The organism is Paracraurococcus lichenis, from assembly GCF_030657435.1.
GTDB lineage: Bacteria > Pseudomonadota > Alphaproteobacteria > Acetobacterales > Acetobacteraceae > Paracraurococcus > Paracraurococcus lichenis.
On sequence record NZ_JAUTWS010000022.1, the window covers coordinates 93140 to 105817 of the forward strand.

A 12678-nucleotide genomic window follows, 5' to 3' on the forward strand; every position below is an offset into this window, starting at 1 on the left:
GCTTGCGCCGCACGACGGGTCCCCATGGACGTTGCCTGGCAACGTCCATGGGAGCCCGATGCGGCGGCGCGCAGAAGCGCGCTCGGCCGGCTGCGCCGGCCGCATGATGCGCCATAGGAACAGCATCATGCCGCCCTCCCGAACAGGCCCTGCGGCCGCACGGCGAGGACCAGCAGCAGCCAGCCGAAGGCGACCGCCGGCGACCAGGAGGGGCCGAAGAAGGTCGCCGTCACGTTCTCCACCACGCCGAAGAGGAAGGCCGCCATGACGCAGCCCGAGAGGCTGGCCATGCCGCCCATGATGCAGATGGCGAAGACGCGGCCGATGAAGACGGCATGCGAGGAAGGGTCGATCGGCTGCACCACCACCAGCGCGCCGCCCGCGATCGCGGCGAAGGCGGTCGAGATGCCGAAGGCCAGCCGCTTCACCCGCACCGGGTCCACCGCCATCAGCCGCAGCGCCTGCGCGTCCTGCGCGACGGCGGCGATGGCGAGCCCGGTGAAGCTCCGCTGCAGGAAGAGCCAGAGCAGCCCGATCGCGGCCAGCGAGACCAGCGCCGGGACGAGCATGCGGAGCGGCAGGTCGATCTCGCCGAGGCGCCAAGTGGTGAAGGCCCAGGGCGGGTCGAGGAAGCGCTGCTCCGGCCCGAAGGCCATGACGAGCCCGACCTCGATGATGAACATCACGCCGAAGAAGAAGGCGAGGCCCTGCAGCGCCTCGTCGCCGCGGCGTTCGAAGAAGTGGTGGTAGGCGCGGTAGATCCCGGTCCCCAGCAGGTAGAAGGCCGGCGCGACCAGCAGGGCGACCAGCAGCGGGTCGAGCCCGAGCGCGCCGCCGACGAGGATAACGGCGAAGCCGGCCGCCACCATCAGCGCGGGATGCGCGATGTTGACGATATCGAGCATGCCGAAGGAGACCGCGAGGCCCGAGGCCGCGGCGGCATAGAGGCCGCCCAGCAGCAGGCCGCTGACGATCCCGTTCAGCAGCAGCGAGAGATCGGGATCCATCCTGCCCTCAGGCGGGCTGGCCGTAGGGCGACTTCAGGGTGCCGGACTTCAGCTCCGGCGGGTAGAGGATCACCTTGGTCCCCGCCTGCTTGTACTTCTCGAGGTCGCCATCGGCGATGTTCTGGAACTGCACGAAGAGGTTGCGGTCCTTCACCCATTCGCCGAGGGCGCCGAACCTCACCTCGCCGACGATGGTGCCGAAGGCATTGGCCTTCATGTCGGCGGCGAGCGCGGCCTGGTCGAGGCTCTTCGCCCGGTTCACCGCCTGCTCCACCACCTGCATCTGCGCATAGGCATAGGGCTGCAGGTAATTGCCGAGCACGTCGGTCTGCTCGGCCGGCGCGCGGGCGCGGTACTTCTCCTGGAAGGCCTCGACGCCCGGGAATTTCATCGTCGGCTCGGGCGAATAGACGTCCCAGTTCACCAGGTTGTTCAGGATGGGGCCGAGCTGCGCCTGCACCGCCGCGATCTGCGGCCCGACCATGCCGCCGCCGAACAGGGCCGCGGTCAGCTTCAGCTCGCTCACCGCGCGCAGGATGCCGTTGGAATCCGGCGGGTAGGAGGCGAAGAAGACCACGTCCGGCCGCGCCGACTGGATGGCGCGGATGGTCGGGGTGAAGTCCACTGTGGAGGGCGGGTAGGAGCGGTCATAGACGATGCGCAGCCCGTATTCGCGCGCCATGCCGCGCACGCTCTCGGCCGCGCGCTGGGCGAAGTCGTTGTCCACCGCGAGGATGGAGATGGTCCGCGGCGGGGTGGGGAGCATCTTCGTGCATTCGAGGAAGCCGCGGGCATAGGTGCCCTTGATGTCGCTGCCCGTCACGTTCATGGAGAAGTGCCGGTCGTATTTCAGCTTCTCGTTCACCCCGGCGCCGAACAGCGTCACATAGGTCATGCCGCGCTGCATGATCACGGGCATGGAGGGCGCGATCATCGCCGTCGCATAGGGCGAGGTGACGATGTCCACCTTGTCCACATCGATCAGCTTGGTATAGAGCGCGGGGACGTTCGCGGGATTGCTCTGGTCGTCATAGCTGACGATCTGCACGGGCCGGCCCATCAGCCCGCCCTTCGCGTTCACGTCCTCCGCCCAGATCCGGTGCGCGAGGAGGGAGGAGCGGCCGTTGGCCGCCAGCCCGCCCGAGAGCGACATCGAATAGCCGATGCGGATCGGGTTCGCCCCCTGCGCGAAGGCGGGGAAGGCGCCCGCGGTGAGGGCGCCAGCCAGCGCCGCGCGCCCCAGGCCGCGGCGGGTCAACTCGGTCATCGTTCTTCTCTCTCTCCCTTGGACGTCCGCGGCCTCTTACTGGGCCGCTGGCAATATCTGCGACGGATCCGCGCCGACCCGCCCGCCGGTCTCCCCGGCGGCGAGGCGCGAGAGCCGGAAATCGTAGCGGATCGCCGGCAGGTCGCTGCGCGGCGCATCCGGCAGGCCCTTCTCGGGCATCACCACCAGCGACTGCGACACGCCGAAGACGGTGTCGCTGTCGATGTTCCGGTCATCCGCCATGTAGAGCGCGGTGACGAGTTCCCGGTAGCCCGGCGCCTGCACCAGGATGTGGATATGGCCCGGCCGCATGCCGTGCCGGTTCTGCCGCTGCACGAATTGCCCGACCGGCCCGTCCATCGGGATGGAATAGCCCATCGGCTTGACCGTGCGCATGTGGAAGCGCCCCGCCGCATCGGTGCGGAAGCGGCCGCGCATGTCCATGTGCTCGGCGTCGTTGGCCTGCAGGTCATAGAGGCCGGTCGCGTCCACCTGCCAGATGTCGATCTCCGCGCCGGGGAGCGGCTTGCCCTCGGCATCGGTGACCTGGCCGAAGAGGATGATCTCCTCGCCGCCCTTGTCGGTCGCGGCGATGCTCTCGCCGGCCTGGAATTCCGGCGCCTTCTCGCGGAAGAAGGGGCCGAGCAGGCTGGTCTCGGTCCCCGCCGCCTCGCGCCCCTCGGCATCGTGCATGACATTGACCAGGCGCGAGAGGCCGAGCACGTCCGACAGCAGGATGAATTCCTGCCGGAAGGGCGTGCAGGCCTGGCCGACCGCGGTCAGGAAGGCGATGCCGGCCAGCCATTCGTCGGGCTTGAGGTCCACCTCGCGCGCGAAGTCGTGCAGGTGGCGGATGGCGGCCGCCATGATCTCCCGCATCCGCGGGTCGGGCGTATTGGCCATCTGCGCCAGCGCCTCGGCGGTCACGCCCATCCGGTCGAGATCGGGCATATCGGTCGCTCCCTCCTGCGCGCCAGGCGCGCCTTGGCGCAACGATGCGCGGCGGCCCGGCCCCGGTCAATGCGCATTGCGCGGCAGCGGCCGGCCGCTGAGCTCGAGCAGCCGGGGCAGCGTCAGCCCGAGCGAGGGGTCGGCCTCCGGCCGCGGCAGCCGCCGCTCGATGAAGGCGCCGAGGAAGCGGCTCATCGCCACCGTGGCGCGGGAGGGCGGGATGCGTGCCGCGGAATAGGCCTGCAGGGCGTCCGGGATGTCGGGCCCGGCCGCCAGCGCCTCGGCCAGGGCCAGCGCGTCCTCCGCCGCCTTCAGCACGCCGGTGCCGATATGCGGCCGGGCGACGAAGGCGGCATCGCCCAGCAGCGCGACCCGGCCGAAGCCCATGCTTGGGCTCTCCAGGTCGTAGATCGGCTGCACCAGGAATTGCCGGGCGCGCCGCGGCGCCTCGGCATAGGGCGCGGGGATGCGGGCCGCGGCATCCGCCTGCAGCGCCGCCACATGCTCCGGCCGGATCAGCGCCGGCGGGATGGACCAGGCATGCACGCGGCCGGTCGCATCCGTCAGCAGGTCGGTCAGTGCCGCGCCGGCATCCACCGGGTAGTACCAGAGGAAATTGTAGCGCCGCTCGCCCGGGGCGACGCTGTCCCGCAGGCCGGGGATGGGATAGCCGATGACCTCCCCATGGTCGGGGAAGCCGAAGGTGAACTGCCCGAAGATGGGCGCGAAGCCAGCGGAGAATTCCGCCTCCTCCACCAGCCCGCGCCAGCCGACATAGCCGGCATAGAGCGGCACGACCTCCGGCGCGACGATCGCCCGCACGGCGGAGCGGAAGCCGTCCGCGCCGACCAGCAGCGCGGCCCGCATCGCCGTGCCGTCGGCGAAGTGGGCGGTGACGCCCTCCGCATCCTGCGAGAGGCCGGCGAATTCCTTCCCGCCGTGGTAGCGCTCGGCCGGGAAGGCCTGGCGCAGCGGATTGAAGACGCGGCCCCAGGCCGTGACGTATTGCGGGTAGTGGTGGCGCGCCGCGACCTCGCCCCGCGCATCCACCGCGCAGCGGCCCTCGACGCGCACGCCCGGCGCGTGCTCGTCCCGCACGCCGGCCGCCGCCATGATCGCCTCGGTCTCCGGGTGGTGGGCGATGCCGGTGCCGCGGGATTCCAGGCCCTCGGTCGCGCGCTCGAAGACATGCACGTCCCAGCCGCGCCGCAGCAGCAGGTTGGCGGCGAAGAGTCCGCCGACCGAGCCGCCGATGACGATCGCGCGGCGGCCCTCGCTGGTCGCCATGCCCATCTCCTCCCGCGGGCCTGTCGCGGCCCGTCGGGCGGCAGCGCAGCAGGCTTCGCGCCGGGGCGCAAGCGGCCCCGGCGCACCGCGCTGCGTCAGGAGGCCGGCTGCGGCTCCAGCTTGTCCTGGGTCTTCGTCTCGAAGTCGCCGGCGTCGTGGCGCTCGCGCAGTTGCTCGGAGGGCTCGCCCTGCACGCGGTTGACCATGCGGCCGCGCTTCACCGCGGGGCGGGCATGGATCTGGTCGGCCCAGCGGTTGACGTGCTTGTACTCCTGCACCGAGAGGAACTCGGCGCCGCCATAGAGCCAGCCCTTCACCAGCCCGCCATACCAGGGCCAGATCGCCATGTCGGCGATGGTGTAGTCGGGGCCGGCGATGTACTCGCTCTCGGCCAGCCGCCGGTCGAGCACGTCGAGCTGCCGCTTGGTCTCCATGGCGAAGCGGTCGATCGGGTATTCCATCTTGGTCGGGGCATAGGCGTAGAAATGCCCGAAGCCGCCGCCGAGATAGGGCGCGCTGCCCATCTGCCAGAAGAGCCAGGAGAGGCACTCGGCCCGCGCCGCGCCGCCCTTGGGCAGGAAGGCGCCGAATTTCTCCGCGAGATAGGTGAGGATCGCGCCCGATTCGAAGACGCGGATCGGCTGCGGACCGCTGCGGTCGAGCAGCGCCGGGATCTTCGAGTTCGGGTTGATGGCGACGAAGCCGCTGCCGAACTGGTCGCCCTCGCCGATCTTGATCAGCCAAGCGTCGTATTCGGCGCCGCTGTGCCCGAGGGCCAGCAGCTCCTCCAGCATCACGGTCACCTTCACGCCGTTCGGCGTGCCGAGCGAGTAGAGCTGCAGCGGATGCTTGCCGACCGGCAGTTCCTTCTCATGCGTCGGGCCGGCGATGGGGCGGTTGATGTTGGCGAAGCGGCCGCCGCTTCCCTTGTTCCAGGTCCAGACCTTGGGCGGCACGTATTCGGACGTCTCGGACATGCATGGGCCTTTCGCGGCATGGGCGGGCGCGGGCCCGCCCGGTTGCGGACAGCGCAGCGCCATGTGGGGGCGCGGCGCCGGACGCGCTAGCGAAGCAGCACCGGCAGCATGGCGTCCAGCCGCATCCGGCCCTCCCCGGTCGCGGCGAGGCGCCCGTCCGCGCGCCATTCCAGGTAGCCTTCCTCCAGGCAGGCCAGGAGCATGGCGGGGTCCACCGCCTCGGCCAGCGTCAGTCCGCTCCGCGCCGCGAGCCTCGCCGGATCCACGCCTTCCGCGAGGCGGAGGCCCATCAGCAGCGCCTCCCGCGCCCGGTCCTCCGGCGCCAGCGCCACCTCCTCGGTCCGCGCATGACCGTCGCGCGCGACGCGGGCCAGCCATTCCTCCGGCGCGCGGTGCCGCCGCGCCGCCAGCAATGCGCCATCCAGCCACAGGCGCTGATGCGCCCCCGGGCCGATGCCGAGATAGTCGCCATAGCGCCAGTAGACGAGGTTGTGCCGGCTCTCGGCGCCGGGCTTCGCGTAATTCGAGACCTCATAGGGCCGGAGGTCGAAGCGCGCCGCCTCCTCTATCGTCGCATAGTAGAGGCGGGCGGCCTCGTCATCCTCCGGCAAGGCGAAGGCGCCGCGGGCATGTTCCGTCGCGAAACGCGTGCCCGGCTCGATCGTGAGCTGGTAGAGCGAGAGGTGGTCGGCGGCCAGCGCCAGCGCCCGCCGCAGCTCCTCCCGCCACGGCGCCTCCGCCTGGCCGGGGCGGGCATAGATCAGGTCGAAGGAGAGGCGGGGGAAGGTCGCCCGCGCCAGCTCCAGCGCCGCCACCGCCTCCCCCGCATCGTGCTGCCGGCCGAGGAAGCGCAGCGCCGCCCCGTCCAGCGCCTGCACGCCGAGCGAGAGACGGTTCACCCCCGCCGCGCGGAAGTCGCGGAGCTTCGCCGCCTCCACGCTGGTCGGGTTCGCCTCGAGCGTGACCTCGAGCCCCTCCGGCGCCGCGAAGAGCGACTGCGCATCCTCGATCAGCGCGGCGACCGTGGCCGGGTCCATCAGGCTCGGCGTGCCGCCGCCGAAGAAGATGCTGGCCAGGGGTCGCCGCATCCCCGTCCCGTTGGCGCGCGCCGCCTCCCCGGCCAGTTCGCGCCGCAGCGCGTCGCGCCAGGCGGCCTGGTCGATGCGCTCCCGCACATGGCTGTTGAAGTCGCAATAGGGGCACTTGGCACGGCAGAACGGCCAGTGGATGTAGAGGGCAAGGGGTTCGCTCACGGAGGGGGATATGGCGATGCCGGGGCCGTCTGTCGAAGGGGGAGTCGCGGCGCCGCCCGGCGCGGCCCCGGCGGGGCGGGCGGGCTGAGCCCATGCCGCTGCCCGCCACCTCGCTTTATGCCGCGCTCTTCGCGCTGCTCTTCCTCGCCCTCTCGCTCCGGGTCATCCGGCTGCGGCAGCGCTACCAGGTCGTGCTCGGCACGCCCCACCGGCTGGTGGAGCGCGCCGTGCGCGCGCATGGCAATTGCGCGGAATACGTGCCTCTCGGCCTGATCCTGCTCGGCCTGCTGGAGGGGATGGGCCTGCCCCTCTGGGGCGTGCATGCGCTGGGCACCGTCTTCCTCGCCGGCCGGGTGGTGCATGCGCGGGGGATCAGCCAGGAGCCGGAATCACTCCGCCTGCGGGTCGTCGGCATGGCGCTCACCGTCACCGTGCTCGGGGTCGGCGCCGCCGCGCTGCTCGGCCTCGTCCTCGCCGATGCCTTCGGATAGGCTGCCGCCGAGCAACCGAGGAGGAATGCCATGCCGACCACCGTGAAGGACATGCTGGCCGCCGCCAATGCCGCCGTGCCGCGGATCAGCGCCGAGGAGGCGAAGGCGCTGCACGCGAAGGGCGAGGCGGTGTTCATCGACCTGCGGGAGCCGCCGGAACTGGCCGCGAGCGGCACCGTCCCGGGCGCCCTGCCGATCCCGCGCGGGCTGCTGGAATTCCGCGCCGACCCGGAAAGCCCGGAGCGCAACCCGGCCTTCCAGAAGCCGGTGGTGATCACCTATTGCGCCTCCGGCGGCCGCGCCGCGCTGGCGGGCAAGCTGCTGCAGGAACTCGGCTACAAGGACGTGCGCAACCTCGGCGGCTTCAAGGACTGGGTCGCCGCCGGCGGCGAGGTGCAGAAGGCCTGAGCGGCCATCCGGGAAAAAGGCAAGGTCGGGGAGGAAGGCATTTCCTCCCCGAACCCCACCTTGGTTGGGGTGGACGGCCCCACGGAATCGCGTGCCGCGGTTGGTTGTCGACCGGCGGGCGCAGGGTCTCGGGATCCGCGCCGGCGTCTACCGGGCGCAGCTCCGCCATGACCTCGGCCACCGTCCGGCAGGTCATCGAGGCGGAGGGCTGCGTCCGCAACCGGTCCAGCTCCGGGGGCTGACCGGACGTACGAGGGCCACCGCACCCCCGCCTCGGTCGAGCCGCCTTGCGTGCAGTATTGAACGCCAAGCCGCCGTAAGGTCGAGCTCAGAAGTCGACGCGGAGCGAGCCATAGACCGAGCGCCGGGCCTCGAGACCGATGGACTGCCTTTGCTTCTCGCTCAGCAGGTTCGAGCCTTCGAGCGCCAGGGTGAAGCGTTCGGCGAAGCGATAGGCGATCCGGGCCCCGGCCGAGGCGTAGTCGTCCACGGTGACATAGGTGAACTTCTGACTCACCGCACGCCAGCCGCCCGCGGTGCTGGCGTAGCGGAGGAAGAGGTCGGCCTGGAACGGTCCCTGGCCCCAGCCGAGCCGGCTGGAGACGAGGTGGCGCGGCGAGGCGTGCTTCGGATCGAAGGTGACGGTCGGATCGAGGTCGCCCGCGACCGCGGCCAGCCGGTACTCCACGCCCCAGTCGAAGCCATGGACGAGCTTGCCCTTGCCGGAGAGCTCGAGGCCGGAAACAGTGAGGGTCGGGATCGTCCGCGCCTCGAAGGACAGCCCCCTGATCCCCGGATTCCGCGCGGGCCGGAGCGCGAAGAGCGTGCTGCTCATGTCGCGGTTGACCTGGTGGAAGGCGGTCACGCCGAAGCTGGCATCGAGCGCCGCGACCCGCCGCCGGTAGCCGATCTCGTAGTTGTCGACCACGGTCGGCTTGAGGTTCGGATTGCCGACATAGGAGAACTGCGGATAGACCATCTGCAGGCCGAGATCGACCAGGCTCGGCATGCCGATGCCGCGCGAGGCCGTGAGCCGGACGGAATCGTCCGGGGTCGGGCGCCAGACCAGGCCGGCATTGTAGCCGAAGGTGCCGAAGGCGCGGTCGTAGAGCGCGTTCCGGTTGGGTGTGACGGGGCTGTTGTAGCCCTCGCCTTCCAGCCAGACCTGATCCCGGCGGCCCGCGAGCGTCAGGTCCAGGGTGTCGGTGATTGCCCAGTCCCACATGGCGCCGAATGCGGCGACCTTGTAGCCGACAATGCTGCCATGCCCCGTATCCAGCGCGTTGTGGCGGAATTCGAAGGAGGGCCGCAGCGTGTGGCTGGCGCCGAGCTTCACCGTGTCGCTGAGCTGCAGCACGGTGACCGCCTGGTTGATGGCGACGGACAGGCTGCGCGCCGTCATGTCGAGGCCATTGTGGTAGGCGGAGGCCTCGACCAGGCCGATCCCCGTCTCGGCCGCGACGCGGCCGCGGATGCTGAAGGCGCGCGTGTCGAAGCGGGTCAGCATGCCGGTCAGCGCGAGATCGGGTGCCAGCGAGCGGGCATAGCTGCCGTCCAGCGAGACCTGCACGCCCTCGGCCACCTTGGCGACGGTATTGGCGGCGAACTGGTAGCGCTCCGGCTCGCTCCGCAGGTCGCGGCCGCTCTCGCCGGGCAGGAAGCCGCTGAGCCAGGGTGTGCTATCGCGCGCCCCGGCGGAGAGCCTGACGCCGCCGCCATCGCCGAGCGGCGCCGTCGCCACGCCGGAGAACTCCTTGTAGCCATGCGTGCCGAGCCGGACGGTCGCGTTGTTCACGCGGTCATAGGCCGGGTTGAGGGTGACGATGTTGATCACGCCGGCGACCGCGTTGAAGCCGAAGAGGGCCGTGTTCGGGCCGCGCACCACCTCGATCTGCCGGATCTCGCCGAGCTGCACCGGGATCATGTGCCAGTCGGTGCGGCCGTAGTCGTCGAAATAGACCTGCCGCCCGTCGACCAGCACCAGCAGGCGCGAATTCTGCTGCGTGGTCAGGCCGCGCACGCCGACGGAGAAGTCGTGCTCGTTGTACTGCTGCACATCGAGCGAGGTGTAGCGGGCGAGCACGGTCGGGATGTCGTGGGCGCCGGACCTGCGGATCTGCTCGGCGGTGATGATGTCCATCGCCACCGGCACCTCGGAGGCGCGCTGGGGCTTGCCCGTCGCGCTGGTGGTGACGGGCTCCTCGAACAGCGCCTCGAGCGCGCCGTAGTCGAGGCCCTGCGCCATCGCGGGCCCGCCGGCGGCTAGGGCGAGGAGGCCGAGCGCGGCCGCGGCGCGGCGCGTCCGATGCGGGGCGGGGACTTGCGCGCGCATGCTCAGCGCTCCTGGATCATCATGCGGAAGGCGGCGGAGAAGGTGACGCCCGCGGCCTGGGCGGCGGCCCGGCTGACCAGGATCTCCACCCGCGGCTCGCTGCGGACCGCCATGACCACGCGGTTGCCGTCGAGCGCGGCGGGCGTGGTGGCGATGAGCGGAATGCCGCGGCCGGCAAGCGCGCCGGCGATCTGCCCGGCCTCGGGCAGCGCGGCCTCGGTCAGCAGCAGCGCGGCCACCTGCGCCTGCCCGGCGGCCTCGGCCGGCACCAGCCGCGGGTGGAGCGTCAGGGCGCCGGCGCGCAGGCCATCGCCGCAGAGGGCGGCCACCCGCTCGGCCTCGGCCTTCGCGGCCGGCGAGGCGGCGGGATAGACGATGCCGAGTTCGCCCGTGCCCTTGGGCGCGCGGTCGAGGAAGCCCAGGGCCCGGGCGAGGACCTGCAGGTCGCGGGCCGTGGTCTCGGCCGTGGCGGGCGGGGCGCCGAGGCAGAGCGCGATGAGCCCGCACAGGGCGGCAATGCCCATCGGGGATCCGGTCCCACGGTCTCTGGGGGTGCGGGCAGCCATTTTTCGCATACCATGGGCTGGAGGGCGGAAGGCGAACGGGACGGAGACCTTCCCCCACCCGCACCGTTATTTTCGCATAGCACGAATGGTAGAACTTTCCCAGCGCAGTCCGCCGCAGACGATGCCTCGCGGCCTGCTCCCGCTCTTGGAGGCACCGCAGCCGCCGGCCCGGGGGTGAGGCGGGCAGCATCCTCGCATAGAACAACGGCAGCAACGCCGCGCTGTTTTCGCCGAGGTGTCCCGTGTCGTTCCCCGCTCTCGCCCTGCCGCGCCTCCTGCCTCAGGCCTGGGCCCTCCTGTCGCAGCGCATGACGGTCAAGACGCCCGCCGCCGACGTGGCCAAGGTCGTCACCCTGCTCGCCGGCCTGGCCGCGCTGGTCATCGCCCTCACCCTGCCGGCCGCCTACCTCTTCGCCGCCCATGGCCGCCTGCAGGGCGCGCTCGAGACCAGCGCGACGCTGCATGCCGCCGAGGTGGTCGAACTGGCGCGGCAGAACCCCGCCTTCTGGGAGTTCGACGGGCTGCGCATCGCAACCCCCGCCGAGGCAGCCTCGGGCCGCGCCGCCGAGCGGCGGCGCGTCTTCGACGCCCATGGCCGCCTCGTCCTCGAGGCGGCGGAGGAGGCCGAACTCGCCTGGCCGGTCCTGACCTGGCGCGCCCCGATCCACGACGCCGGCACGCTGCTCGGCGAGACCGAGGCCGCCCGCTCGGTGCGGGCCGAACTCGGCATCGCGCTCGCCCTCGCCCTGGCCTCGGCCCTGCTCGGCGGCGCCATCTTCGTGGTGCTGCGGGTCGTCCCGCTGCGGCTGCTGCAGCGCGCCCTCGACCGCGCCGCCTACCTCGCCGCCCACGACCTGCTGACCGGCCTGCCCAACCGCGGCATCTTCGGCGACCGGCTGCGCCAGGCCCTGGCCCTGTCGCGCCGCAACGGCCAGCCGCTGGCGGTCTTCTGCCTCGACCTCGACCGCTTCAAGGAGGTCAACGACACCCTCGGCCATGCGGCCGGCGACAAGCTGCTGCGCGAGGTCTCGCGCCGCCTCACCGCCTGCCTGCGCGACAGCGACACCCTCGCCCGCCTCGGCGGCGACGAGTTCGCCGTCATCCAGCCGCGGGTCGCCCAGGCGCAGGATGCGGAGGTGCTGGCGCGGCGGCTGATCGCGGCCATCGAGCCGCCTGTCGACCTGGATGGCCAGCAGGTTACCGTCGGCGTCAGCATCGGCATCGCCCTGTCGCAGCCGGACCAGGCGGACGAGCCGCAGCAACTGCTCAAGAACGCCGATCTCGCCCTCTACCAGGTCAAGGAGAAGGGCCGCGGCGACTTCTGCTTCTTCGCCACCGAGATGAACCAGCGCCTGCTGGAGCGCCGCGCCCTCGAGGCGGATCTCCGCCGCGCCCTCGGCGAAGGCGAGTTCCGCCTGCACTACCAGCCGCAGATCGACCTGCCCACGGGGCGGGTGATCGGTGCCGAGGCGCTGCTGCGCTGGACCTGCCCCGGGCGGGGCAACGTGCCGCCCGACGCCTTCATCCCGCTCGCCGAGGAGACCGGGCTGATCGCCCAGATCGGCGCCTGGACGCTGCAGGAGGCCTGCCGGCAGGCCGTGACCTGGCCCGAGGAACTCGGCGTGGCGGTGAACGTCTCGGCCGTGCAGTTCCGCCTGCCCGGGCTCTACGAGGCCGTCGCGGCGGCGCTGGCCACCACCGGGCTGCGGCCGTCGCGGCTCGAGCTCGAGATCACCGAGGGCGTGCTGCTGCGCGACACCGACGAGACGCTGGCCATGCTCGACCGGGTGCGCCGGCTCGGCGTCAAGATCGCCATGGACGACTTCGGCACCGGCTATTCCAGCCTCGGCTACCTGCAGAAGTTCTCCTTCGACAAGATCAAGATCGACCGCGGCTTCATCCGCAGCCTCGGCCAGAACGTCAACTCCGAGGCGATCGTGCGCGCCGTCGTCGGCATCACCCGCAGCCTCGGCGTGCGCGCCAATGCCGAGGGCGTCGAGACCGACGATCAGGCCCGCCTGCTGCTCGCCGAGGGCTGCGGCGAGGTCCAGGGCTACCTCTTCGGCAAGCCCATGCCGGCCGAGGATTTCCGCATCTTCTTCAGCCGGCAGATCGCGGCATAGCCCATCGCCCAGCCAG

11 protein-coding genes are annotated in these 12678 nt (G+C 71.5%); 3 read left to right on the forward strand and 8 right to left on the reverse strand.

The window, feature by feature from the left end; all coding sequences use genetic code 11:
* Nucleotides 1-125 precede the first annotated feature (125 nt).
* The 6 genes from Q7A36_RS21500 to hemW all read right to left on the reverse strand — a co-directional run bounded on the left by Q7A36_RS21500 (nt 126) and on the right by hemW (nt 6742).
* A complete protein-coding gene (locus Q7A36_RS21500) occupies nt 126-1007 on the reverse strand; it encodes a branched-chain amino acid ABC transporter permease (RefSeq protein ID WP_305105801.1) in 882 nt (293 codons plus the stop codon).
* Nucleotides 1008-1014: 7 nt separating this feature from the next.
* Nucleotides 1015-2274, reverse strand: coding sequence for an amino acid ABC transporter substrate-binding protein (locus Q7A36_RS21505; protein ID WP_305105802.1), 1260 nt, complete (start codon nt 2272-2274; stop codon nt 1015-1017).
* A 36-nt stretch (nt 2275-2310) separates the two neighbouring features.
* Nucleotides 2311-3225, reverse strand: a complete 915-nt coding sequence (locus Q7A36_RS21510; RefSeq protein ID WP_305105803.1) for a dioxygenase family protein — start codon at nt 3223-3225, stop codon at nt 2311-2313.
* Between the two features lie 66 nt (nt 3226-3291).
* Nucleotides 3292-4512, reverse strand: a complete 1221-nt coding sequence (locus tag Q7A36_RS21515) for an FAD binding domain-containing protein (RefSeq protein WP_305105804.1) — start codon at nt 4510-4512, stop codon at nt 3292-3294.
* Nucleotides 4513-4607: 95 nt separating this feature from the next.
* Nucleotides 4608-5489: a glutathione-dependent disulfide-bond oxidoreductase gene (yghU, locus tag Q7A36_RS21520; protein WP_305105805.1), complete on the reverse strand. Its 882-nt coding sequence runs from the start codon at nt 5487-5489 to the stop codon at nt 4608-4610.
* 86 nt (nt 5490-5575) lie between these two features.
* The gene (gene hemW, locus Q7A36_RS21525; RefSeq protein ID WP_305105806.1) at nt 5576-6742 is read right to left on the reverse strand and encodes a radical SAM family heme chaperone HemW; all 1167 of its coding nucleotides are present in this window, start codon (nt 6740-6742) and stop codon (nt 5576-5578) included.
* A 92-nt stretch (nt 6743-6834) separates the two neighbouring features.
* Here hemW and Q7A36_RS21530 point away from each other — a divergent pair, with 92 nt between their 5' ends.
* Both Q7A36_RS21530 and Q7A36_RS21535 read left to right on the forward strand, forming a co-directional pair.
* Nucleotides 6835-7233: an MAPEG family protein gene (locus Q7A36_RS21530; RefSeq protein WP_305105807.1), complete on the forward strand. Its 399-nt coding sequence runs from the start codon at nt 6835-6837 to the stop codon at nt 7231-7233.
* A 30-nt stretch (nt 7234-7263) separates the two neighbouring features.
* On the forward strand, nt 7264-7641 hold the full coding sequence (locus tag Q7A36_RS21535) for a rhodanese-like domain-containing protein (protein ID WP_305105808.1): 378 nt from the start codon (nt 7264-7266) through the stop codon (nt 7639-7641).
* Between the two features lie 328 nt (nt 7642-7969).
* On the opposite strand, the gene Q7A36_RS21540 is transcribed toward Q7A36_RS21535, so the two are convergent.
* Nucleotides 7970-9973 carry a TonB-dependent receptor plug domain-containing protein gene (locus Q7A36_RS21540; protein WP_305105809.1) on the reverse strand — a complete coding sequence of 668 codons (2004 nt, stop codon included), beginning with the start codon at nt 9971-9973 and terminating at the stop codon, nt 7970-7972.
* Between the two features lie 2 nt (nt 9974-9975).
* Complete coding sequence (locus tag Q7A36_RS21545; RefSeq protein ID WP_305105810.1) at nt 9976-10497, reverse strand: hypothetical protein; 522 nt, start codon at nt 10495-10497, stop codon at nt 9976-9978.
* Between the two features lie 284 nt (nt 10498-10781).
* On the opposite strand from Q7A36_RS21545, the gene Q7A36_RS21550 reads away from it, so the two are divergent.
* Nucleotides 10782-12662 carry a putative bifunctional diguanylate cyclase/phosphodiesterase gene (locus Q7A36_RS21550; RefSeq protein ID WP_305105811.1) on the forward strand — a complete coding sequence of 627 codons (1881 nt, stop codon included), beginning with the start codon at nt 10782-10784 and terminating at the stop codon, nt 12660-12662.
* Nucleotides 12663-12678: the final 16 nt, after the last annotated feature.

Excerpts from the sequence above, each read along its gene's own strand:
- Q7A36_RS21535 (WP_305105808.1), top strand. The coding sequence starts at position 7,264 with ATGCCGACCACCGTGAAGGACATGCTGGCCGCCGCCAATGCCGCCGTG.
- yghU (WP_305105805.1), bottom strand. The coding sequence starts at position 5,489 with ATGTCCGAGACGTCCGAATACGTGCCGCCCAAGGTCTGGACCTGGAAC.
- Q7A36_RS21505 (WP_305105802.1), bottom strand. The coding sequence starts at position 2,274 with ATGACCGAGTTGACCCGCCGCGGCCTGGGGCGCGCGGCGCTGGCTGGC.
- Q7A36_RS21545 (WP_305105810.1), bottom strand. The coding sequence starts at position 10,497 with ATGGGCATTGCCGCCCTGTGCGGGCTCATCGCGCTCTGCCTCGGCGCC.
- Q7A36_RS21540 (WP_305105809.1), bottom strand. The coding sequence starts at position 9,973 with ATGCGCGCGCAAGTCCCCGCCCCGCATCGGACGCGCCGCGCCGCGGCC.
- Q7A36_RS21500 (WP_305105801.1), bottom strand. The coding sequence starts at position 1,007 with ATGGATCCCGATCTCTCGCTGCTGCTGAACGGGATCGTCAGCGGCCTG.
- Q7A36_RS21530 (WP_305105807.1), top strand. The coding sequence starts at position 6,835 with ATGCCGCTGCCCGCCACCTCGCTTTATGCCGCGCTCTTCGCGCTGCTC.
- Q7A36_RS21510 (WP_305105803.1), bottom strand. The coding sequence starts at position 3,225 with ATGCCCGATCTCGACCGGATGGGCGTGACCGCCGAGGCGCTGGCGCAG.
- Q7A36_RS21515 (WP_305105804.1), bottom strand. The coding sequence starts at position 4,512 with ATGGCGACCAGCGAGGGCCGCCGCGCGATCGTCATCGGCGGCTCGGTC.